Annotated in this window: 18 protein-coding genes; 10 read left to right on the forward strand and 8 right to left on the reverse strand. The window is 68.5% G+C overall.

Annotated elements, in window-relative coordinates; all coding sequences use genetic code 11:
• The 4 genes from BM198_RS30430 to pedF all read right to left on the reverse strand — a co-directional run.
• Nucleotides 1-94 (reverse strand): hypothetical protein (locus BM198_RS30430; protein ID WP_244165684.1); only part of this gene is annotated, 94 nt, incomplete at its 3' end.
• Between the two features lie 109 nt (nt 95-203).
• On the reverse strand, nt 204-1,136 hold the full coding sequence (locus tag BM198_RS07245; RefSeq protein ID WP_074969247.1) for a quinoprotein relay system zinc metallohydrolase 1: 933 nt from the start codon (nt 1,134-1,136) through the stop codon (nt 204-206).
• Between the two features lie 80 nt (nt 1,137-1,216).
• A complete protein-coding gene (locus BM198_RS07250) occupies nt 1,217-1,966 on the reverse strand; it encodes a quinoprotein dehydrogenase-associated SoxYZ-like carrier (protein ID WP_083422351.1) in 750 nt (249 codons plus the stop codon).
• A gap of 3 nt (nt 1,967-1,969) precedes the next feature.
• Nucleotides 1,970-2,410 carry a cytochrome c-550 PedF gene (gene pedF / locus BM198_RS07255; RefSeq protein WP_044406073.1) on the reverse strand — a complete coding sequence of 147 codons (441 nt, stop codon included), beginning with the start codon at nt 2,408-2,410 and terminating at the stop codon, nt 1,970-1,972.
• Nucleotides 2,411-2,718: 308 nt separating this feature from the next.
• Between pedF and exaA the strand changes: the two genes are divergently transcribed.
• Complete coding sequence (gene exaA, locus BM198_RS07260; RefSeq protein ID WP_044406077.1) at nt 2,719-4,584, forward strand: quinoprotein ethanol dehydrogenase; 1,866 nt, start codon at nt 2,719-2,721, stop codon at nt 4,582-4,584.
• Between the two features lie 53 nt (nt 4,585-4,637).
• Nucleotides 4,638-5,324, forward strand: a complete 687-nt coding sequence (locus tag BM198_RS07265) for a pentapeptide repeat-containing protein (protein WP_074968905.1) — start codon at nt 4,638-4,640, stop codon at nt 5,322-5,324.
• A 498-nt stretch (nt 5,325-5,822) separates the two neighbouring features.
• Here the strand turns inward: BM198_RS07265 and BM198_RS07270 are convergent, their stop codons facing one another.
• Nucleotides 5,823-7,031 carry an ammonium transporter gene (locus BM198_RS07270; protein WP_074968907.1) on the reverse strand — a complete coding sequence of 403 codons (1,209 nt, stop codon included), beginning with the start codon at nt 7,029-7,031 and terminating at the stop codon, nt 5,823-5,825.
• Between the two features lie 369 nt (nt 7,032-7,400).
• On the opposite strand from BM198_RS07270, the gene BM198_RS07275 reads away from it, so the two are divergent.
• From BM198_RS07275 to BM198_RS07300, 6 genes are all read left to right on the forward strand, one after another.
• Complete coding sequence (locus tag BM198_RS07275; RefSeq protein WP_044406086.1) at nt 7,401-7,715, forward strand: ElaB/YgaM/YqjD family protein; 315 nt, start codon at nt 7,401-7,403, stop codon at nt 7,713-7,715.
• A 1-nt stretch (nt 7,716) separates the two neighbouring features.
• Nucleotides 7,717-8,106, forward strand: a complete 390-nt coding sequence (locus BM198_RS07280) for a phage holin family protein (protein ID WP_044406089.1) — start codon at nt 7,717-7,719, stop codon at nt 8,104-8,106.
• The gene (locus BM198_RS30120) at nt 8,103-8,438 is read left to right on the forward strand and encodes a hypothetical protein (RefSeq protein ID WP_044406092.1); all 336 of its coding nucleotides are present in this window, start codon (nt 8,103-8,105) and stop codon (nt 8,436-8,438) included. The genes BM198_RS07280 and BM198_RS30120 overlap by 4 nt, the downstream gene beginning before the upstream one ends.
• A gap of 109 nt (nt 8,439-8,547) precedes the next feature.
• Nucleotides 8,548-9,711: an EAL domain-containing protein gene (locus BM198_RS07290; protein ID WP_074968908.1), complete on the forward strand. Its 1,164-nt coding sequence runs from the start codon at nt 8,548-8,550 to the stop codon at nt 9,709-9,711.
• A 103-nt stretch (nt 9,712-9,814) separates the two neighbouring features.
• Nucleotides 9,815-11,146 carry a deoxyguanosinetriphosphate triphosphohydrolase gene (locus BM198_RS07295; protein ID WP_074968910.1) on the forward strand — a complete coding sequence of 444 codons (1,332 nt, stop codon included), beginning with the start codon at nt 9,815-9,817 and terminating at the stop codon, nt 11,144-11,146.
• Between the two features lie 9 nt (nt 11,147-11,155).
• On the forward strand, nt 11,156-12,280 hold the full coding sequence (locus tag BM198_RS07300; RefSeq protein WP_074968912.1) for an FUSC family protein: 1,125 nt from the start codon (nt 11,156-11,158) through the stop codon (nt 12,278-12,280).
• Between the two features lie 46 nt (nt 12,281-12,326).
• Here the strand turns inward: BM198_RS07300 and BM198_RS07305 are convergent, their stop codons facing one another.
• Entirely contained in the window at nt 12,327-12,968 is a 642-nt protein-coding gene (locus tag BM198_RS07305) for a response regulator transcription factor (protein ID WP_044406209.1), read from the reverse strand.
• Nucleotides 12,969-13,364: 396 nt separating this feature from the next.
• On the opposite strand from BM198_RS07305, the gene BM198_RS07310 reads away from it, so the two are divergent.
• Nucleotides 13,365-16,328, forward strand: coding sequence for an HD domain-containing phosphohydrolase (locus BM198_RS07310; protein ID WP_074968914.1), 2,964 nt, complete (start codon nt 13,365-13,367; stop codon nt 16,326-16,328).
• A 71-nt stretch (nt 16,329-16,399) separates the two neighbouring features.
• Here BM198_RS07310 and BM198_RS07315 read toward each other — a convergent pair whose 3' ends face one another.
• Nucleotides 16,400-16,741, reverse strand: coding sequence for a YggL 50S ribosome-binding family protein (locus BM198_RS07315; protein ID WP_044406107.1), 342 nt, complete (start codon nt 16,739-16,741; stop codon nt 16,400-16,402).
• A 193-nt stretch (nt 16,742-16,934) separates the two neighbouring features.
• Here BM198_RS07315 and dacB point away from each other — a divergent pair, with 193 nt between their 5' ends.
• Nucleotides 16,935-18,383 carry a D-alanyl-D-alanine carboxypeptidase/D-alanyl-D-alanine endopeptidase gene (dacB, locus tag BM198_RS07320; protein ID WP_074969251.1) on the forward strand — a complete coding sequence of 483 codons (1,449 nt, stop codon included), beginning with the start codon at nt 16,935-16,937 and terminating at the stop codon, nt 18,381-18,383.
• 31 nt (nt 18,384-18,414) lie between these two features.
• On the opposite strand, the gene BM198_RS07325 is transcribed toward dacB, so the two are convergent.
• A complete protein-coding gene (locus BM198_RS07325; protein WP_074968916.1) occupies nt 18,415-21,174 on the reverse strand; it encodes a diguanylate cyclase in 2,760 nt (919 codons plus the stop codon).
• Nucleotides 21,175-21,202 lie beyond the last annotated feature (28 nt).

The following is a 21,202-nucleotide window of genomic DNA, read 5'->3' on the forward strand; positions in this document are numbered from 1 at the left end:
TGACCGGGGGCACGAATTCGCCGCCGATGTAGTTGCCGTAGCGGTCCTTGAAGGAAACGACGGCGCCGGGGGTGCCGGGTTGTGCGTAACGCATGCGATGGGCTCTCCTGACGGGGCCTGGCGCCGATACGGGCCAGGGGGTGTGTGGATGCTAGTGGCCACGCCGCCCCCATCGGTATGCGCCCATGGGTGCGGTGGCCTCCTCATTTGGTAGTAGCGCCTTGCAGCACGGCCTGTTCGTAGCGGGGGTAGAGGTGGCTGACGCTGCGCACCAGCTCGAAGCGGCTGAGGCTGACGGCGGCGAAGCGCTCGGGAATCGGCGCGCGGATCAGCTCGTTCATGTCCGCGCCCTGGGCGGCACCCTCGCGCAGCAGGCCGTCGAGCCAGCCCAGGTAGTCGCGCATCTGCTCGAAGGCGGCGGCGTCCTCGGTGACCGGCCCGTGGCCGGGCACCAGGTGCTTCCAGGGCAGCGCCTGGAGCTGGCGCAGGTCGTCGAGCCAGACTTCCAGCCCCGGGCTGTTGGGGGTGGTGAGGGCACGCTGGTAGAACACCAGGTCGCCGGCGAACAGCACGCCGGTGCGCTCGTCGAGGATGGCCAGGTCCGCCCCGGTGTGGCCGCGCAGGGCCAGCAGGCGCAGCGGGTGGCCGCCAACGGTGCGGGTGCCCGCCTGCACGGCCTGGTCCGGCAGGCGCACTTCGGTGCCACGCATCCAGTCGCCCACCAGGCGGTACATGTTCTCGGCCATGGCGTCGCCCTGCTGGCGCAGCAGTTCGGTGGTGCCGGGCAGCGCGGCGATGGGCACGTCGGCGAAGGCCTGGTTGCCGAGCACGTGGTCGGGGTGGTGGTGGGTGTTGAACACCAGCACCACCGGGCGCTCGGTGACCCGGGCGATGGCGCGGCGCAGGCTTTCGCCGTAGCGCCGCGAGGGGCCGGTGTCGATCACCACCACACCGGCATCGGTGACGATGAAGGCGCTGTTGACCACGTTGCCGCCGTTGGCGCTGCTGAAGTTCTCGGTGCTGCCTTCCAGCAGCCAGGTGTCATCGGCGATGCGCCGGGGTTCCAGGGGGTATTCCGGCTCGGCACGGGACAGCAGCGGCAGCAGGATCAGGAACACCAGCACCAGCAGGCCCATCGCCGGGCGGGTGGCCACGGGCCGTGGTTCGCGGGGATGGGGCTCGTGATGGCGCACGTCTATCTCCTTGAGCGCACGGTTCAGAAGTCGGCCTCGAACTCGTTGCCGTTGTTGTCCCGCAGCCACAGGTGGGTCGGCTCCGGGGTGCGGGTCTCCAGGCTGAGGGTGGGGTTCTCGGCCACGGCGGGGAACAGCTCCAGGCTGGCGAGAACCTCGCCCGTGGGGCTGCGCAGTTCGGCCTGGTTGAGGAAGAACTCGGGCACGCCGCCGACCAGGCCGTTGTCCATGGGGTGGTCGATGCGCAGGCGCAGGCGGCTGGCCCCGTCGTGGGCGAAACGGGCGCCCTGGATGTGCCCGAGGCGCTGCTCCCAGCCCGGCTGGGCGCGCACCACGCTGGGCGCGGTGCAGCCACCGCCGGCGGCGTCGACCCAGGCGGAGCCGACATGCCAGACACCGTCATCGGTGAGCGCGGCAACCCGCACGGCGGTGGCTTGCTCGACACGGATGCGCACGGCCACCACCGGCAGCACCCGCTCGCCGGGGCGAAAATCGAAGATCCGCGGGATGGGATTGAGCTCGGCCCAGGCCACCAGCCGCCGTACCGGTCCGGGCAGCCCCCGGGCGTCGACCTGGATCGGCACCTGCCGGGCGTCCTCGGCGAAGGGCGGGGCCTGCAGCACCACGCGCGAGTCGAAGACGAAGGGGGCACCTTCGAGGATGCGCTGGTGGTGGTAGGCCCACATCACCGAGGGCACCGGGTCCGGGCCCGGATCGGGAGCGGCCTGGACGTTCAGGCACACCCCCAGGGCCAGTGGCAGCCAGCGGCGCATGGCTCACTCGTCCACGTGGACGCTTTCCAGGTAGGAGCGGATGGCCCAGAGCGCTTCCTGGCTGAGGAAGTCGGCCATCTTCGGCATGTACACGGCCCCATCGCGAACGGCGCCGTTGATCACCCGCTCCTTGAACCACTCGTCACCGCTGGCGTCGGTCTCCAGGTAGCGCAGGTCGGGGGCGATGCCGCCGGACTTGGCTTCCAGGCCATGGCAGCGAGCGCAGTTCTGGTTGTAGGCCGAGGCGCCGATCTCCACCGCCAGGGCGTTCTTCTCGTAGGGGGCGCGGTAGGGGTTGGTTTCGCGCCATTCCTTGCCCAGGGGCTCGAGGCCTTCGGTGTTCACCGCCTGGGGCACCACGTCGCCGTGGGCCAGGGCCAGGCCGGACAGGCCCATGCCGGCGAGCAGCAGCAGACCGCGCAGGGTGTTCTTGTTGTTGTGCATGACTTCCATCCTCATCGAGATGCTGGGCAAGGCAACGCTCGCCTGGAGCGTGGTGCCGAGGATGGTAAGGAGGCCCCCAGGGGCCCCGAATGCTGCTTTGGTGGGCGCGCCCTACTCCCTTGGTAGCAGGCCCCGGGGAGGTGCCGGGGGAGGCTTTGGCAGCAAGTCCAAGTCATGTCCGGACTGGGAATTTTTCCCGGCCATCGCGGGAGTTTTTCCGTATCCCGGCAAGGGGGTCGCTTCCACTATGCGATACGCCAGGACGCCAGGTGGCGCACTGGTCCTCAACGACCACGGGAACCACAAAGATGACAACAAGATCGCTCCCCCACTCCCCGCTGGCCCTCGCCGTCAAGGGTCTGCTCCTCGCCGGCGGCCTGGCTGCCACCAGCGCTGCCTTCGCCAAGAACGTCACCTGGGAAGACATCGCCAACGACCATGTCTCGGTCAAGGACGTGCTGCAGTACGGCATGGGCACCAATGCCCAGCGCTGGAGCCCCCTGGCCCAGGTGAACGACAAGAACGTGTTCAAGCTGGTGCCGGCCTGGTCCTTCTCCTTCGGTGACGAGAAGCAGCGCGGCCAGGAGTCCCAGGCCATCGTCAGTGACGGGGTGATCTACGTCACCGCTTCCTATTCCCGCGTGTTCGCGCTGGACGCCAAGACCGGCAAGCGCCTGTGGGTCTACAACCACCGCCTGCCGGCCGACATCCGTCCGTGCTGCGACGTGGTCAACCGGGGCGCCGCGATCTTCGGCGACAAGATCTTCTTCGGCACCCTGGACGGCCGCCTGGTGGCGCTGAACAAGGACACCGGCAAGGTGGTGTGGAACAAGAAATTCGGCGACCACACGGCGGGCTACACCATGACCGGCGCGCCGACCCTCATCAAGGACCAGAAGACCGGCAAGGTGCTGCTGATCCACGGCAGCTCCGGTGACGAATTCGGCGTGGTCGGCCAGCTGTTCGCCCGCGACCCGGACACCGGCGAGGAAGTCTGGATGCGCCCCTTCGTCGAGGGCCACATGGGCCGCCTGAACGGCAAGGACAGCACCCCCACCGGCGATGTGAAGGCCCCCTCCTGGCCGGACGACAAGGACTCCCCCACCGGCAAGGTGGAAGCCTGGAGCCACGGCGGCGGCGCCCCCTGGCAGAGCGCCAGCTTCGACGCCGAGACCAACACCATCATCGTCGGCGCCGGCAACCCAGGCCCCTGGAACACCTGGGCGCGCACCGCCAAGGGCGGCAACCCCCACGACTACGACAGCCTCTACACCTCCGGCCAGGTGGGCGTGGACCCGAGCACCGGCGAGGTGAAGTGGTTCTACCAGCACACCCCGAACGACGCCTGGGACTTCTCCGGCAACAACGAGCTGGTGCTGTTCGACTACAAGGGCAAGGACGGCAAGACCGTGAAGGCCACCGCCCACGCCGACCGCAACGGCTTCTTCTATGTGGTGGACCGCACCAACGGCAAGCTGCAGAACGCCTTCCCCTTCGTCGACAACATCACCTGGGCCAGCCATATCGACCTGAAGACCGGTCGCCCGGTGGAGAACGAAGGCCAGCGTCCGCCGCTGCCCGAGCCGGGCCAGAAGCACGGCAAGCCGGTGGAGGTCTCCCCGCCCTTCCTCGGCGGCAAGAACTGGAACCCGATGGCCTACAGCCAGGACACCGGCCTGTTCTACGTGCCGGCCAACAACTGGAAGGAGGACTACTGGACCGAGGAGGTGAACTACAAGAAGGGTTCCGCCTACCTGGGCATGGGCTTCCGCATCAAGCGCATGTACGACGACCACGTCGGCAGCCTGCGAGCCATGGACCCGACCACCGGCAAGGTGGTGTGGGAGCACAACGAGCACCTGCCGCTGTGGGCCGGCGTGCTGGCCACCAAGGGCAACCTGGTGTTCACCGGCACCGGCGACGGCTTCCTCAAGGCCTTCGATGCGAAGACCGGCAAGGAGCTGTGGAAATTCCAGACCGGCAGCGGGATCGTCTCCCCGCCCATCACCTGGGAACAGGATGGCGAGCAGTACATCGGCGTGACCGTCGGCTACGGCGGTGCCGTGCCCCTGTGGGGCGGCGACATGGCCGAGCTGACCAAGCCGGTCGCCCAGGGCGGTTCCTTCTGGGTGTTCAAGCTGCCCAGTTGGGACAACAAGACCGCCAGCCGCTGACCATCCTCACCGGCGCGCCCTCGGGTGCGCCGGTTCTCGTTCCGGGAGCTGCCATGAACTACCTGCCCATGTTCCTTCCCCTGCTCATGCTGGTCTTCGGCCTCGCCTGGGCCCAGCCCGAACCCACCCAGCCCGCCGCCGACGACAGCGATGCCGACGCCGTGCGCGTGATCGACGGTTGCCGCCTGGAACCCGGCGCCCACTGCCCGGGGGCCAACCTGTCCAACGCCGACCTGAGCAACCTGGACCTGCGCCGCATCGACCTGTCCGGGGCCAACCTGGCCGGTGCCAACCTGCGCCATGCCAACCTCGACCTGGCCAACCTGGAGAAAGCCCGGCTGGTGGGCGCCAACCTCACCCGCGCCAGCCTGCAGCAGACCAACCTGCGCCTGGCCGACCTCAGCGACGCGCACCTGATGGCCATCCAGGGCTGGGGCCTGTTCGGCCAGGGCGCACAGTTCAAGGGGGCCGACCTGACCGGTGCCTACCTGGAATTCGCTCGCCTCTCCGGCGCCAAGCTGCACGACGTGAACCTGCAGGCGGCCGACCTGGAGATGACCTTCCTCAGCCGCGCCGACCTCAAGGGCGCCCGCCTCAACGACGCCAACCTGCAGGAGGCCAAGCTCGCCGACGCCAACCTGGAGAACGCCGACCTTAGCGGCACCCGCCAGCACTACGCCTCGTTCCAGGGCGTGAACATGGAAGGTTGCACCGCCTGCCCCCAGGATTGGGAGAAGTAACCGTCACTCCACACGCGTTTCTGCAAGGGGCCAGGGATGGCCCCTTTTTTATGTCCGGGTACACCAGCCATTCGGTGGATCGATTAAGCACACAGCCCGCAACGATGGGCTTCGCACAGCTCAGCCCATCCTACGAACCGAGCCGCCGCAGGATGCGGTGAGCTGTGCGAACCGCATCAATCCGAGGCGCCCGGCACGGCGGCGGTGGTGGACCGGTGGAGCGCGATGGGCTTCGCACAGCTCAGCCCATCCTACGAATGGAGCAGCCGTAGGATGCGGTGAGCTCGGCGAACCGCATCAATCCGAGGCGCCCGGTGCGGCGGCGGGAGTGGATCGGTGGAGTGCGATCCCCCTGCGCCACCTGAGCGCCCCCGTAGCCCGGACTTCAGTCCGGGAATGGCTGCACCGGCTTCCTGGGCTGAAGCCCAGGCTACGGGCGGAGCGCCCCGCAAACGAAAAGAGGCGCACAGGTGCGCCTCTCCGTGCCCGCTGCCGGGGTCAATCCTGGCTGGTGGCGCCGATGCGGTGGATCGACAGGTCAGCGCCGTAATACTCCTGCTCCTGGCTGAGGCGGATGCCCAGGGTCTTCTTCAGCAGGCCATACACGGCGAAGCCCCCCACCAGCGCCACCACCAGGCCCAGCGCGGTGCCGATGAACTGGCTGGCGAGGCTGACGCCGCCGAGGCCGCCCAGGGCCTGCTGGCCGAAGACGCCGCAGGCGATACCGCCCCAGGCGCCGCACAGGCCGTGCAGGGGCCAGACGCCGAGGACGTCGTCGATCTTCCATTTCACCTGGGTGGCGGTGAAGGCCCAGACGAACAGCCCACCGGCGATGGCGCCGGTGGCCAGGGCGCCCACCGGGTGCATCAGGTCGGAGCCGGCGCACACCGCCACCAGGCCGGCCAGCGGCCCGTTGTGCAGGAAGCCGGGGTCGTTGCGGCCCACCAGCAGCGAGGCCGCCGTGCCGCCCACCATGGCCATCAGCGAGTTGACCGCCACCAAGCCGCTGACGCCCTGCAAGGTCTGGGCGCTCATGACGTTGAAGCCGAACCAGCCGACGATGAGGATCCACGAGCCGAGGGCCAGGAACGGGATGTTCGACGGGGCGAAGGCGATCAGCCGGCCGTCGCGGTAGCGGCCATCGCGGCGGCCCAGCAGCAGCACCGCGCCGAAGGCCAGCCAGCCGCCCACGGCATGCACCACCACCGAGCCGGCGAAGTCATGGAAGCTGGCGCCGAAGCTGGCTTTCAGCCAGTCCTGCAGGCCGAAGTTGCCGTTCCAGATCAGCCCTTCGAAGAAGGGGTAGACGAAGGCGACGATCAGCGCGGTGGCGCACAGCTGCGGACCGAACTTGGCGCGCTCGGCGATGCCGCCGGAGATGATCGCGGGGATGGCGGCGGCGAAGGTCAGCAGGAAGAAGAACTTCACCAGCGCGTAGCCGTGGTCCTCCGCCAGGACGGCGGCCGGCTGCAGGAAGTTGACCCCGTAGGCCACCCAGTAGCCGATGAAGAAGTAGGCCAGGGTGGAGACGGCGAAGTCCGAGAGGATCTTCGACAGGGCGTTGACCTGGTTCTTCTGCCGCACGGTGCCGACTTCGAGGAAGGCAAAGCCGGCGTGCATGGCCAGGACCATGACCGCACCCATCAGGATGAACAGGGTATTGGAGCCGTGGATCAGGGTTTGCACGGCGCTGTTGAGGTTTTCCATCGAGAGGGGGCTCTCCGGCATTGAAAGGGCACCAAGAAAGGTCACAGCACCATCACAGCGCACCAGACTGATGCCACCCCACCGGGGACCGCTCCCTGGCGATGCCCCGCAACGGGGCGAAAGGCAGTGTGAAGCATCAGCTGACTCATGACTTTTTCTTTATTTATCAGTCGCTTGACCAATCAAGCGTGCACCTCGGCAGGCCGCCTTGCCGCTCGATAACGGGGCGTTTTCCAGCCGGGCGCACCAGGGCAAAGCAAGCCGCATACCAAGGCACGACGGGTGTTGGCGGACGGCCGGGCAAATTTCCCCTGAACCCTTTGCGCCAGGCAGGACTCAGAACTCCTGAGCCTTTCAAGGAGAACCGCCATGCCCCGCAACAACGCCTCCCGCGCCCAGGATGACCTGATCGCCGAATTCCAGGCCCTCGTCGGCGACACCGAGAAACTGCTGCAGCACACCGCGAGCCTGGCCGGCGAGCAGGCCGAGGACCTCCGCCTGCAGATCCACGATTCCCTCAAGCGCGCCCGGGAAACCCTGAACCTCGCGGAAGAACGCCTGGTGGACAAGGGCAAGGCCGCCGTCGCCGCCACCGAGGGCTACGTGCAGGAGCACCCGTGGCAGACCATCGGCCTTGCCGCCGGGGTCGGCTTCCTGCTCGGCCTGCTGGCCAACCGTCGCTGACATGCAGGCGGACGCGCCCAACCCCGAGGCCGGCGAGCCCGGCCCGTCGCCGCGCCGCCTCGGCGCGGCCGTGCTGGGGCTGCTGCACAGCCATGTGGAGCTGTTCGGCATCGAGCTGCAGGAGCAGAAGGCCAACAGCCTGCGCCTGCTGCTGTTCGCCGGGCTGGCGCTGGTCTTCGCCCTGCTGCTGCTGATGAGCCTGTCGGCGCTGGTCCTGGTGCTGTGCTGGGACGCCTGGCGCCTGCAGGCCATCGGTGGGCTCTGCCTGTTCTACGGGCTGCTCACCGTCTACTGCGCCTGGCGCCTGAAGCAGGCCGTGGACGACGAAGCCTCCCCCTTCGCCGGCACCCTCGAAGAGCTGGCCCTTGACCGCGAGCGCCTGCTGCCATGACCCAGCCGCCCCTGCCCTCCTCCCGCCGTGAACTGCGCAAGGCGCTGGTCCGCCTGCGCCTGGAGATGCACCGCCAGGAGATCCGCCACGAAGCCCAGGTGATCACCCGGCCCCTGCGCCGGGTGAAGGGCCTGGCGCAAGGCCTGCAGCATCCCCTGGGCCAGGGGCACGCACCACTCTGGGGCATTGCCGGCATCGCCGCGCTGGGTTTCTTCGCGGCCCGCGGCGGCTCGCTGGCGCGCTGGGTCCGGCTGGGTGGCACCCTGCTACCGCTGCTGGGCGCCCTGTGGAAGCAACACAGCCAGGCCGTGGACCGCCCGCCCCGCCCCTGATCGTCGGACAAACTGGCCACGTTCTTGCTAATGGAACGGTCCGGGCATCGCCCGTCGTTCCCGCGCTGGCTTGCGCGGACCCTGGGGTCATTACAACAAGGAGCCGCCCGTGATCGAGGGGCAACCACTCGCCTCTTTCCAGCCCTTCATCGATACCGCCACTGGCCGGATCGCAGGGATCGAGGCCCTGGGGCGGCTGCGCCTGGAGGACGCCACCCTGCGTTCGGTGGGCCCGCTGTTCGTCGACCCGCGCATCCCGCCCGCCGCCCTGCGCCGGCTGGACCGGGAGATCCGCGAGGACGCCCTGCGCCGCCTGCACGAAGCGCCGGCCGACTGGTTCCTCAGCCTCAACATCTCGCCCCGCTGGATCAGCCGACTGCGCCCCGGCCAGGCCCTGCCCAGCCTCAAGCAGCTGCAGCGCAACGGCGTGAGCCCAGAACGCATCGTCTTCGAGATCACCGAACTGGGCGGCGCCAGCCAGCGCCTGCCGGACGTGGTGGCGCGCTACCGCGAGGCCGGTGCACGTATCGCCATCGATGATTTCGGCGCGGGCTATTCGCAGCTCGACCGGGTGCTGGCGTTGCAGCCGGACATCCTCAAGCTGGACATGCAGCTGTTCCAGGCCGCCGCCCGGGGTGGGCCGAGCGGCGAGGTGGTGAAGGCGCTGGCGCAGATGGCGGAGAAGACCGGCTGCTGGATCATCGCCGAGGGCGTGGAGACCGAGGCCGAGCTGGACTTCGCCCTGGAGTGCGGCGCCCGCTACGTGCAGGGCTATCTGTTCGCCGCGCCGCACCTGGCGTTCTTCCCGGCGGATGCCTTCGTCGCGCGCTTCGCCGAGCTGCGCGATCGCTACGTGAAACGCAAGCTGGCCGAGCGCTCGCAACTGATGGACATGCGCCAGCAACTGAACCGCTTGATGAACCAGCTGAAGACCTGGGCCGAGGCCGACGGCAGCCACCAGGCGCTGCCGAACCCCGCCGAGTTCCCCTGGCTACTGCGCATCTACCAGTGCGATCGCACCGGCACCCAGCTGACCCCCAACCTGGAATGGCACCAGGGCGTGTGGCGGGAGGACGCCCGTTACCAGGGCCATAACTGGTCCTGGCGGCCGTACTTCTACCAGTTGCTGGCCGAGGGCTGGGAGGAGCGTCGCCTGACGCTCTCCACCACCTACCGCGACGCCACCACCAACCAGTACTGCCTGACCGCCGGCCAGTTCATCGACAACGGCCGCCGCCTGCTGCTGGTGGACATCGACGCCGCCGGGCTCTGAGCCAGGCGCGGAACTCCCGCAGCCGTCCCAAGGTCCACTTGCCTCGCCCGGGCTTAACCGGGAAGCTAGCCTCCCATTGAGCCACTGAAGGCGAGGACAGGCATTGGACTGGCAGACACTGCTTACCCGGGAACGGCTCGGCAAGCCGGTGCACAGCACCGAGGAGCTGGGCCGCAGCCCGTTCCACAAGGATCACGACCGCATCATCTTCTCCGGCGCCTTCCGCCGCCTGGGCCGCAAGACCCAGGTGCACCCGGTCTCCAGCAACGACCACATCCACACCCGCCTGACCCACTCCCTGGAGGTGGGCTGCGTCGGCCGCTCCCTGGGCATGCGCGTGGGCGAGGTGCTGCGCGAGGCGCTGCCGGACTGGTGCGAACCCTCGGACCTGGGGGTGATCGTGCAGTCCGCCTGCCTGGCCCACGACATCGGCAACCCGCCGTTCGGCCACTCCGGCGAGGACGCCATCCGCCACTGGTTCCAGCAGGCGGCCGGGCGCGGCTGGCTGGATGCGATGAGCGACGTCGAGCGCGCCGACTTCCTCAGCTTCGAGGGCAATGCCCAGGGCTTCCGCGTGCTCACCCAGCTGGAGTACCACCAGTTCGACGGCGGCACGCGCCTGACCTACGCCACCCTCGGCGCGTACCTCAAGTACCCCTGGACCTCGCAGCACGCCGAGGCGCTGGGCTACAAGAAGCACAAGTTCGGCTGCTACCAGAGCGAACTGCCGCTGATGGAGCAGATCACCCAGAAGCTCGGCATGCCGCAGCTGGAACCGCAGCGTTGGGCGCGCCACCCGCTGGTCTACCTGATGGAGGCGGCCGACGACATCTGCTACGCCCTCATCGACCTGGAAGACGGCCTGGAGATGGAGCTGCTGGACTACGCCGAGGTGGAGGCCGTGCTGCTGGGCCTGGTGGGCGACGACCTGCCGGAAACCTACCGCCAGCTCGGCCCCCACGACTCGCGCCGGCGCAAGCTGGCGATCCTGCGTGGCAAGGCCATCGAGCACCTGACCAACGCCGCCGCGCGGGCCTTCGTCGAACAGCAGGACGCCCTGCTCGCCGGCACCCTGCACGGCGACCTGGTGGAGCACATGGACGGTCCGGCCAAGCGTTGCGTGCTGCGCGCCAAGGCCATCGCCCGCGAACGCATCTTCCAGGACAAGCGCAAGACGCTGCACGAGATCGGCGCCTACACCACCCTGGAAATCCTCCTCAACGCCTTCTGCGGCGCAGCGCTGGAGCAGCATGGCGGGCGTACACCGTCCTTCAAGAACCGGCGCATCCTAGACCTGTTGGGCAACAACGCCCCCAACCCGGGCTGGCCGCTGTACCGCTCCTTCCTGCGGGTGCTGGATTTCATCGCCGGCATGACCGACAGCTACGCCACCGAAATGGCCCGGGAGATGACCGGCCGTTCGAGCCCGGTCTAGGGAGCCTCCGTGCGTCAGGCGATCAGGCAGAGCTTCCACTGGCACGCCGGCCCTCCGGCCTGGGGCCCGGCGGCCATCGCCGGCCTGGGCTGCGGCCTGCCGCTGCTGCTCGGCCTGTTCACCGCGCACACGGGCTTCCTCTGGGCCGCCACCGGGGCCTTCCAGGCGGCGCTGGCCAACCCGATGCATCGCTTCGGCATGCTGCGCATGCTGCTGCTCACGCTGCTCGGCGCCCTCAGCGCAGGCATCGGCTTCTGGGCCGCCAGCCATCCCCTGGCCAGCCTCGGCACCTTCGCCCTGTGGGGCTTCCTGCTGGCGGTGCTGCAGCGCTACGGCACGGAGCTGGGCAAGCTGGGGGTCGGGCTGGCGGTGTGCCTGTGCCTCGGCCAGGGCCAGGCCGGCAGCGGCAACCTGCACAACGGCCTGGCGGTGGGGGCGCTGTTCGCCATCGGCGGGCTGTGGGTGATGCTGCTGGCGTTCTTCCTGCGGGGCGCCCACGGCCTGCGCCTGTGGCCGGTGCTGCCGCGCCTGGGCGGGTTCATCAAGGTGTTCGGCCGGCACGCCGGGCGCTTGCCACAACGGCTGTGGTGGATCCACGCCCTGGCCTGCACCCTGGCGGTGGCCCTGGCGGGCCTGGCGGCCAACCTCAGCGGCCTGCCGCGAGGCTACTGGCTGACGCTGACGGTGGTGACGACGTTGCAGATGGAGCTGGACGGCAGCCTGGTGCGGGCCATCCAGCGCAGCCTCGGCAGCCTGGCGGCGGCGCTGGCGCTGATCCTGTTCGGTCACTGGCTGGAAAGCCCGGGTTGGCTGGTGACGGCGATGCTGCCGCTGATCGTGCTCAGCCGTGCCTTCATCGCCCAGCACTACGGCCTGTTCGTGGCGCAGACCACGCTGTGCTTCGTGCTGCTGGCCGAGAGCCTGGCCCACGACTGGCACCTGCCGGAGGTGCGCCTCTACAACAGCCTGCTGGGCGCCGCCCTGGCACTGCTGGTGGCCTACGGCGCGCACCGCGCACGGCTGCGCTGGACGCCCCAAGCACCGGCGGAGGCAGACGTGGAAGTAGAGGAAGCGCTTGGGGCGGCTGAACCGGCCCCGCAGGCGGAGCCCGTCACCGAGCCCCTGCGCGACTGACCCCCGCAGCGTCGCCGATCCCGACGCCTACGGGGTTGTGATGCGCTCAGACCAGCGCGTTGCGATTGGCGAACTCCACCAACTCGATCAGCGAGCGGGCGTTGAGCTTGAGCAGCAGGCGGGACTTGTAGGTACTGACGGTCTTGTTGCTGATGAACATCTCGTCGGCGATGCGTTTGTTGCTGTAGCCATTGGCCAGGTACTTGAGCACCACCAGCTCGCGGTCGGAGAGGCGGCTGATCAGCTCCTGCTCGTCGGGTACACCGACCTGGCGCTTGCCAGAACGGATCACGTCGCTGGGGAAGTAGCTGTAGCCCGAGAGCACCGCGCGCACGGACGAAGCCAGTTCGCCCAGGTCGCCTTCCTTGCAGACGAAACCGGCAGCGCCGGCCTGCATGCAGCGGGCGGCGTAGTGGCTGGGGTTTTGCCCGGTCAGCACGAGGATGCGCAGCGGCAGCTCCAGCGAACTGAGGCGGGCGATGACGTCGAGGCCGCCGAGCTTGGGGATGCCGATGTCGAGGATGATGAGGTCCGGCACGTGTTCGCGGGCCAGGGCGATGGCATCGACGCCGTTGTCGGTCTCGGCGATCACTTCATACCCCTCGCGGTTGAGCAGCAGGCGCACGGCCAGTCGGATCACGGGGTGGTCGTCGACGATCAGCACCTTGCTCGGTGCTTCGCTGCCCATGCGCAGGAACTCATCCAGGTCTACCAATTTGCTCACCTTTTTATCTCCCTTGAGGGTGTACGGGTTTCGCCAAGATAGAGATGAGGGGAGGCCTGTCGAGCGTCGATGGGGTGGATCGCATGGATTAAGGACGCAGCTGTCAGAACCTTAGGATTAGTCCTACCTTCTAACCGCAGCATCAGGGCCCAAACCCGTCTTTTCCCCTCTTATTCCCAGCTCTCGCTACCACTGGAAGCAGATGCGCGATCACTCCGCCTGTGCTTCTCCGTTCGGCCATATCCCCCGGCAGCCGTCACTGCCCAGGCAAAGCGGTCTATTCCGCGACGGCCCCGGCGCCTTCCCCAGGCCTCATCTATGCTGCAAGCGCGCCCCAAACAGGGATCAGGAGCTTCGGCAATGCCAAGGTCGCTCGAACGTCGATTTCCGTTGCATGTCCACATCAGCCTGCTGTTCACGCTGCTCCTGCTGATCTCCGGGGTGATCCTCGGGGTCTTCAACTACCGGCAGGCCACGCAGATCATCCTGTCCAGCAGCGACGCGCTGTTCGGGAAAATCAGCCAGCAGGTGGAGGCGGACCTGGAGGGCACCTACCGTCCCATCGACACCCTGCTCAACCTGATGGCCCTGACGCCAGGCAGCGCACAGGACCCCGCCTGGCAGCGCCAGGAACGCCTGCTCAGGCCCTTCGTCCAGGCCCTGCGCGACCACCCCAAGCTGGCCGCCCTCTACCAGGGGTACGACGACGGTGACTTCCTCATGGTCCGCCCGCTGCGCACCGAAGCTCTGAAGAAGCGCTTCGATGCCCCGCCTGGCGCGGCCTTCCAGGTCTGGAGCATCGAGCGCAACAACCTGTCCCGCGCGCAGTCCGAGTCGACCTTCCTCGACGACAACCTGGCGGTGATCAGCCGTCGGCAGGACCTCAACGAGCGCTACGATCCACGCAGCCGCCCCTGGTTCAACACCGCCCTGGAGCAGGGTGGCCATATCGCCACCGCGCCCTATGTGTTCTTCTCCAGCGGCGCGGTGGGCACCACCCTGGCCCTGCCGGCGGGCGAGGATTCGGTGATCGGCGCCGACCTGACCCTGGCCGACCTCTCCGCCACCCTGGCGGCGCACCGGGTCACCCCCGGCACCCAGGTGGTGCTGTTCGCACCCGGCGGCGAGGCGGTGGCCTACCCCGACAGCACGCGCCTGATCACCCGCATCGACGACAAGCCGCGCCTGACCATGGCCCGCGACCTGGACCCAGCCATCGCCGCGCTGCTCGACCGCAGCGAGCAAGACGACCTGCGCACCACCCTGAAACTGGCGGGACGGCAATGGGTGGTTTCCCGCCAGCACCTGCAGGCCGGCGGCCCCAAGGGGCTCTACCTGGCCCTGCTGGCCCCCGAGGACGAGCTGCTGGCCGATGCCTACCGCATCCGCTGGCAGGGCGGCGTGCTCACCCTGGTCATCCTCATCCTGTGCATCCCGGTCGGCTGGCTGCTGTCGCGCATCCTGGTGAAGCCCTTGCGGGCGCTGGTGGTGGAAGCCGAGGCCATCCGTCGCTTCGACTTCGATATGCCCGCGCTCGGCCGCTCGCCGGTGCTGGAGGTGGACCAGTTGGCCGTGGCGATGGAGAAGATGAAGGTCACCCTGGGCAGCTTCCTCGACATCACCGCCAGCCTCTCGGCGGAGAAGCGCTTCGATGCGTTGCTGAGCCGGGTCCTCGACGAGACCGTGGAGATCAGCGAATCCGCCGGCGGCATCCTCTACCTGCTGGACGCCGAACAGGGGCGGCTCGAACCCCAGGCCCTGTTCCTCGACGGCCAGCAGCGGCAGCCCTCGGAGCTCGGCCTGGCCGCACGGGACATGAACGACCCCGCCCTCCCCGCCTGGATCCGCCAGCCCGCCAACGGCGGCGCGACCCTCGCCCAGTCGCTCGGCTACGACCAGGCTGGCGAACTGGGGCCGCTGCTGAACGCCCTGGGCACGCCGCGCGCCCACCTGATGGGCACCGGCCTGCACAACCGCCAGGGTGACACCATCGGCTTGCTGGTGCTGCTGCAGCGCGACACCGGCGGCGAGGCCAACCCCGCGATGCTGCGGCCGGAACGCATCGCCTTCGTCGAGGCCCTGTCCGGCGTGGCGGCGCTGTGCATCGAAAGCCAGCGCCTGCTGGAACGGCAGAAGCAGCTGCTGGATGCGTTCATCCAGCTGATCGCCGGCGCCATCGACGCCAAGAGCCCCTACACCGGTGGCCACTGCCAGCGCGTCCCGGAGATCACCCTGGCCCTGGCCCGTGCCGCTGCCGAGAGCGACGACGGCCCCTTCCGCGACTACAACCCCAGCGACGAGGACTGGGAGGCCCTGCACATCGCCGCCTGGCTGCACGACTGCGGCAAGGTCACCACCCCCGAGTACGTGGTGGACAAGGCCACCAAGCTGGAAACCCTCTACGACCGTATCCATGAAGTGCGGATGCGCTTCGAGGTGCTCAAGCGCGATGCCTGGATCACCTACTGGCGGGCCCGTGCAGAAGGAGCCGATGAGGCTGTGCTGGCGGCGCAGCGGGACGCGCTGCTGGCCACCCTGGATGACGAATTCGCCTTCATCGCCCGCTGCAACCTGGGCGGGGAGTTCATGGCCGAGGCGGACCAGCAGCGGCTGCACGCCATTGCCGGGCGCACCTGGCTGCGCACCCTGGACGACCGCCTGGGGGTGTCCTGGGAAGAGGCCCAGCGCCAGGCCCGCACGTCGCCACGCCCCCTGCCGGCGGAGGAGCCGCTGCTGGCGGACCGTCCCGAGCACCTGCTGGAGCGCCCCGAGGGCGAACGCATGGCGGCGGACAATCCGTGGGGATTCCGTCTCGACGTGCCGGAACACAAGTTCAACCGAGGCGAACTGCACAACCTCGCCATCGCACGCGGCACGCTGACGGCGGAGGAGCGCTACATCATCAACCACCACATCGTGCAGACCATCCTGATGCTCAGCCGCCTGCCCTTCCCGCCGCACCTGAAGAACGTGGCGGAGATCGCTGGCGGGCACCACGAGAAGATGGACGGCACCGGCTATCCCAAGCGCCTGGCCCGCGAGCAGATGAGCCTGCCGGCGCGGATGATGGCCATCGCCGACATCTTCGAGGCGCTGACCGCCGTGGACCGCCCCTACAAGAAGGGCAAGACCCTCTCCGAGGCGCTGGGGATCATGGCCGGCATGTGCAAGGGCGCGCACATCGACACCGAGCTGTTCGGGCTGTTCATCCGCAGCGGCGTGTACCGGGACTACGCCGAACGCTTCCTGCGGCCCGAGCAGGTGGATGCGGTGGACGAGGCACAGCTGCTGCAGCGGGCGGGGGTGACGGAGAACCCGTCATAGCCACTGCGGCCTTCCTGCGAGCATGAAAAAAGGCGCCCTGGGGCGCCTTTTTTCCGAGTCACGTCAACTGCTTACTGGGCGTTGATCGCGTTCTCGGGGTACCACACGTCGACCAGCGGGCTGAGGTTGAACTCGGCCAGTTCGCTGCGGCCCTTGAGCCAGGCTTCCAGGGCGGTGCGCTGCTCTTCGTTGACCGAGCCACGCTTGGCCAGGCAGACGAAGCCGTAGTCTTCGCCACCGACGTAGCCCAGGCCGTTGCCATCGATGGCTTCGACGATGAAGGCATCCAGGAAGTCCTGCAGCGCGTTGAGGTCCAGGCCTTCCTTGTAGGTCAGGCTGAGTTCGCAGCCCAGCTCCTGGAATTCATCCACACAGAGCTTCTTACGCAGGCGACGGGAGCGGTTCTTGGCCATCAGGCAGTCCTCAGAGGTTTTCAAGGCGCGCACTCTAGCAGGTTCGGCGCCGCTTGGCCCGTGCCGCATGGGGCCCTGCGCCCGGCGGTTGCTTGCGGCATAATGCGCGCATTTTCCCCAAACCACCGCGGGAACCCCCAGCCATGCATGACCCCGTTGTCCGCCTCCGCCTGGAGGATCGTCGTTGATGTCCCTGTTCAAGACCCTTCGCCCACTCGCCTTCGCCGGCCTGCTCCTACCCCTCGCCCTGCCGGCCCAGGCCGTCCAGGTCAATGCGACCCTCACGCCGAAGGTCCAGCAGGCCCTGAAGAAGAACAAGATCGCCCCCTCCTCCCTGTCGCTGGTGACCCTGCCGCTGACCGGCCCGGGCGCCCAGACCATCTTCAATGCGGACGTGTCGGTGAACCCGGCCTCCACCATGAAGCTGATCACCACCTACGCCGCCCTGGAGCTGCTGGGCCCCACCTACCAGTGGAAGACCGAGTTCTACACCGACGGCACGCTCAAGGACGGGGTGCTCAACGGCAACCTCTACCTCAAGGGCGGTGGCGACCCGAAGCTGAACATGGAGAAGCTGTGGCTGATGATGCGCGACCTGCGCGCCAACGGCGTGCTGAAGGTCACCGGTGACCTGGTGCTGGACCGCAGCCGCTTCGTCCACCCGCAGTTGCCGGCGTTCAACGACGACGGCGGCGACGACAACAAGCCCTTCCTGGTGGGCCCGGATTCGCTGCTGGTCAACCTCAAGGCCCTGCGCTTCGTCGCCCGCGCCGATGGGGGCCGCGTGACCCTGGCGGCCGAGCCGCCCATCGAGAGCATCCGCCTGGACAACCAGATCAAGGTGACCAAGGCCGCGCCCTGCCCAGCCTTCCCCGACGTGCGCTACAACCCGGTGACCCAGTTCGACGGCACCACGGTGATCGCCACCGGCCAGCTGCCGGAAGGCTGCAGCGCCCAGACCTACCTGTCGATCCTCGACCACCCGGCCTACGCCGCCGGTGCCGTGCGCGCCATCTGGAAGGAGCTGGGCGGCTCGATCCTCGGCAAGGACCGCCAGGCCGACGTGCCCAAGGACGCCAAGCTGCTGGCCCGCGCCTTCTCCCCGGACCTGGTGGAGATCATTCGGGACATCAACAAGTACAGCAACAACACCATGGCCCAGCAGCTGTTCCTCAGCATCGGCGCGCAGTTCCGCACCGACGCCGATGGTGACGATGCCAAGGCGGCGCAACGGGTCATCCGCAAGTGGCTGGCGCAGAAGGGCATCACCGCCCCGCACCTGGTGATGGAGAACGGCTCGGGCCTGTCGCGCAACGAGCGGGTCAGCGCGCGGGAGATGGCCACCATCCTCCACGCGGCCTGGCAGAGCCCCTACGCCGCCGAGTACATCGCCTCGCTGCCGCTGGTGGCGATGGACGGCACCATGCGCAAGCGCCTGCGCCGCACCCCCATGGCCGGCGAAGCCCACATCAAGACCGGGACGCTGAACACGGTACGGGCCATTGCCGGCTTCAGCCGCGACGGCGCGGGCAACACCTGGGCCGTGGTGGCGATCCTCAACGACCCGCGCCCCTGGGGCGCCTCGTCGATCCTCGATCAGGTGCTGCTGGACCTGCACCAGTCCAAGGGCGGCGCCCGCTGAAGTTGAATGGCGGCCCCACCCGGGGCCGCATTCAGGCCGCGACGCAGACGCGGTTGCGTCCGGCCTGCTTGGCGGCGTAGACCGCCTCGTCGACCCGCCGCAGCAGGTCGTCGGCCAGCTCCCCCTCCCGCCAGCAGGCCAGCCCGAAGCTGGCAGTGACCACACCCACCTCCGGCAACGCCTCCTTCGACAGCGTGTTCCACAGCGCATCGGCCAGGACCTGGACCTGGGACTCGCCGGTGTTGGGGCAGATGACGATGAATTCCTCGCCCCCCAGGCGGCAGAACACGTCGATGCGCCGCAGCCGCTCGCCGACCCGCTGGCAGATGGCCTTGAGCACCCGGTCGCCGGCTTCGTGGCCGAAGCGGTCGTTGACCTGCTTGAAGTGGTCGATGTCGAACATCAGCACCGACAGCGGCCCTTCGCTGCGCTGGGCGCGGGCGATCTCCACCTCCAGGCGCTCCTGGAAGTGCCGGCGGTTGTAGACGCCGGTGAGTGCGTCGGTGATGGACAGGGTGCGCAGCTCCTGCTCCACCAGCTTGTGGCCGGTGATGTCGGAGATGTAGCCATGCCAGAGCACGCTGCCGTCGGGCATGCGCTCGGGCACCGATTCGCCGCGCAGCCAGCGCACACCCTTCTGCGGCAGGAGCACGCGGAAGTCCTCGCGCCAGGTCTCCAGGGTCTGGGCGGAGGCGAGGATGCTGCCCTGCACCCGTTCGAGGTCTTCCGGGTGCACACGCTGGAACACCCGTTCGCCATCCTGCCGGACCTCGGGCGCGTTCATCTCCACCAGGTCGTGGATGCCGGCGCTGACGTAGGGGAAACGGCTGGAGCCGTCGGGCATCAGCTGGTACTGGTAGATCGCACCCGGTACCCGCGCGCTGAGCTTCTCCAGCAGGCGGTCGCGCTCTTCCAGGGCCTGCTGCACACGCTTGCGCTCGGTGATGTCGGTGGAAATGCCGAGGAAGCCGATCAACTCGCCCGCCTCGTTGCGCACCTCGGTGAGGATCAGGTTGCCGATCAACTGGCTGCCGTCCTTGCGCACGTAGGTCCACTCGTGTTCGTCGTAGCAGCGCCCGGCGGTCACCTCCACCACATAGCGGTGGAAGTCGGGCACCGGGCGGCCGAGGCGCTGGGCCAGGGCCGCGCAGCGTTCGCGCACCTCGCTTTCCAGGTGCAGGGTGCGGGGACGGGTGCCGAGCATCTCCTCGGCGCTGTAGCCGAACATGCGCTCGGCACCGGCGTTGTACTGGAGGATGTAGCCCTCCAGGTCGGTGGCGATGATCGACACCTCGGTCGCCGCGTCCAGCAGGCTGCGCAGGTTGCCGTTGGCCAGGGCCAGTTGCAGCTCCACCGCCTTGCTCTCGCTGATGTCGGTCTGGGTGCCGATCAGCCGCAGCGGCGAGCCATCGTCATTGATCTCCACCACCTGGCCGCGCTCCAGCACCCAGGCCCAGCTGCCGTCCTTGCGACGCATGCGGTGCTCGCTGCGGTAGACGTCGACCTCGCCGTTCAGGTAGCGCCGCAGCGCCTCCCGCGAGCCCTGCAGGTCATCGGGGTGACGCAGCCCGAGCGCGGTGTCGAGGCTGTCCTCCAGCTCGCCGGGCAGGTAGCCGAGCATGGTCTTCCAGGCCGGAGAGAAGAACATCCGCCCGCTGTCCGGCTCCCAGTCCCAGACGCCGTGGCCGGCGCCGTCCAGGGCGAAGCTCCAGCGCTCCTCGCTGAGCTTGAGCTGCAGTTCGCGCTGGCGCAGCTCGGCGGTGCGCTCGGCCACCAGGCGCAGGGCCCGCTGGCGCTGGCTGATGAGCAGCAGGACGTAGCCGCCCAGCATCAGGCTGAGGGCGATGCCGGTGCCCAGCACCAGGTGCCAGGAGGTGGTGCGGTTGTCGGCGAGAAACTTCGGGCTGGGCCGTACCTCAAGGCGGTAGGTCCGGTCACCGAAGGCCAGGGTACGTTCCAGCACCAGCTCGCTGTCGTCGGCGACGGAATGGCTCTGGTAGAGGCGTTGCGGACGAACCGGGTCGGTGATGTCGTCGAGCCGCGTGGGCATATTGGCGAGCATTTCGCTCGGCAGGCCGTCTTCCAGCTCCTGGCGCAGGCTCACGATGGCGACGACGAAACCGGGCAGTGGCTCCTCCGCCCGCCCAAGCACCGGGGCGACGATCAGGACGCCTTCGTGGATGTTGTCCGGCATGCCATAGACCCGGACCAGGCCGGACACCGTCACCTGCCGCTCCACCTCGGCCTTGTTCAGCAGGGCCTGGCGCTCGGGCAAGGCGCGCATGTCCAGGCCGATGGGCAGCTCGCTGTTGCGGCGGGCCGCTCCATAGAAGAGCGGCAGGTAGTAGTCGCGGGCGGGGCTGGCCCCTTCCAGGTCATGGATGCGGAAGTCCGCCAATCCCTCGTGGCGCGCCGTGCTCTCGTAGCGGTCGCGCTGGCCGGCGTCCACCCGCGGTACCCAGTAGTACGCCAGCGTGTCCAGCAGCATCGGCTCGACGAAGCGCCGGTAGCGCTGCAGGTCGAGGCGGGGCGAGTTGGCGACGAAACGCTGCAGCGCATCCAGCTCCTTCAGTTGCCCGTTGAGGCGCTCCTCGACCCTGCTGATGCGCTCGTTGGCGACCTGGGCGAAGCGCTCCCGCAGCTGGTGCTCCTCGGAGTCGTGCACGGCTCGACCAAGCAGGACGGTGAACCCCAGGCCGATACCGATCACCAGTACACAGATGAGCAGGAGCAGACCGCGGTTGCCTGCGGGGAAGGAAGGGGACGTGATTGACTGGGCAGGCGTAGCCATGCTCGAGCCTCGGTTCGTGATGGAAAAG

Origin of the sequence: Metapseudomonas otitidis, from assembly GCF_900111835.1 — a bacterium.
In the GTDB taxonomy this organism is placed as follows: domain Bacteria; phylum Pseudomonadota; class Gammaproteobacteria; order Pseudomonadales; family Pseudomonadaceae; genus Metapseudomonas; species Metapseudomonas otitidis.

Bases quoted from the DNA above. Each gene is read 5' to 3' on its own strand.
- BM198_RS07250 (WP_083422351.1), bottom strand. From the start codon at position 1,966: ATGCGCCGCTGGCTGCCACTGGCCCTGGGGGTGTGCCTGAACGTCCAG.
- BM198_RS07280 (WP_044406089.1), top strand. From the start codon at position 7,717: ATGCAGGCGGACGCGCCCAACCCCGAGGCCGGCGAGCCCGGCCCGTCG.
- BM198_RS07310 (WP_074968914.1), top strand. From the start codon at position 13,365: ATGCCAAGGTCGCTCGAACGTCGATTTCCGTTGCATGTCCACATCAGC.
- BM198_RS07265 (WP_074968905.1), top strand. From the start codon at position 4,638: ATGAACTACCTGCCCATGTTCCTTCCCCTGCTCATGCTGGTCTTCGGC.
- exaA (WP_044406077.1), top strand. From the start codon at position 2,719: ATGACAACAAGATCGCTCCCCCACTCCCCGCTGGCCCTCGCCGTCAAG.
- BM198_RS07305 (WP_044406209.1), bottom strand. From the start codon at position 12,968: ATGGGCAGCGAAGCACCGAGCAAGGTGCTGATCGTCGACGACCACCCC.
- BM198_RS07325 (WP_074968916.1), bottom strand. From the start codon at position 21,174: ATGGCTACGCCTGCCCAGTCAATCACGTCCCCTTCCTTCCCCGCAGGC.
- pedF (WP_044406073.1), bottom strand. From the start codon at position 2,410: ATGCACAACAACAAGAACACCCTGCGCGGTCTGCTGCTGCTCGCCGGC.
- BM198_RS07275 (WP_044406086.1), top strand. From the start codon at position 7,401: ATGCCCCGCAACAACGCCTCCCGCGCCCAGGATGACCTGATCGCCGAA.
- BM198_RS07315 (WP_044406107.1), bottom strand. From the start codon at position 16,741: ATGGCCAAGAACCGCTCCCGTCGCCTGCGTAAGAAGCTCTGTGTGGAT.
- BM198_RS30120 (WP_044406092.1), top strand. From the start codon at position 8,103: ATGACCCAGCCGCCCCTGCCCTCCTCCCGCCGTGAACTGCGCAAGGCG.
- BM198_RS07270 (WP_074968907.1), bottom strand. From the start codon at position 7,031: ATGGAAAACCTCAACAGCGCCGTGCAAACCCTGATCCACGGCTCCAAT.
- BM198_RS07245 (WP_074969247.1), bottom strand. From the start codon at position 1,136: ATGGGCCTGCTGGTGCTGGTGTTCCTGATCCTGCTGCCGCTGCTGTCC.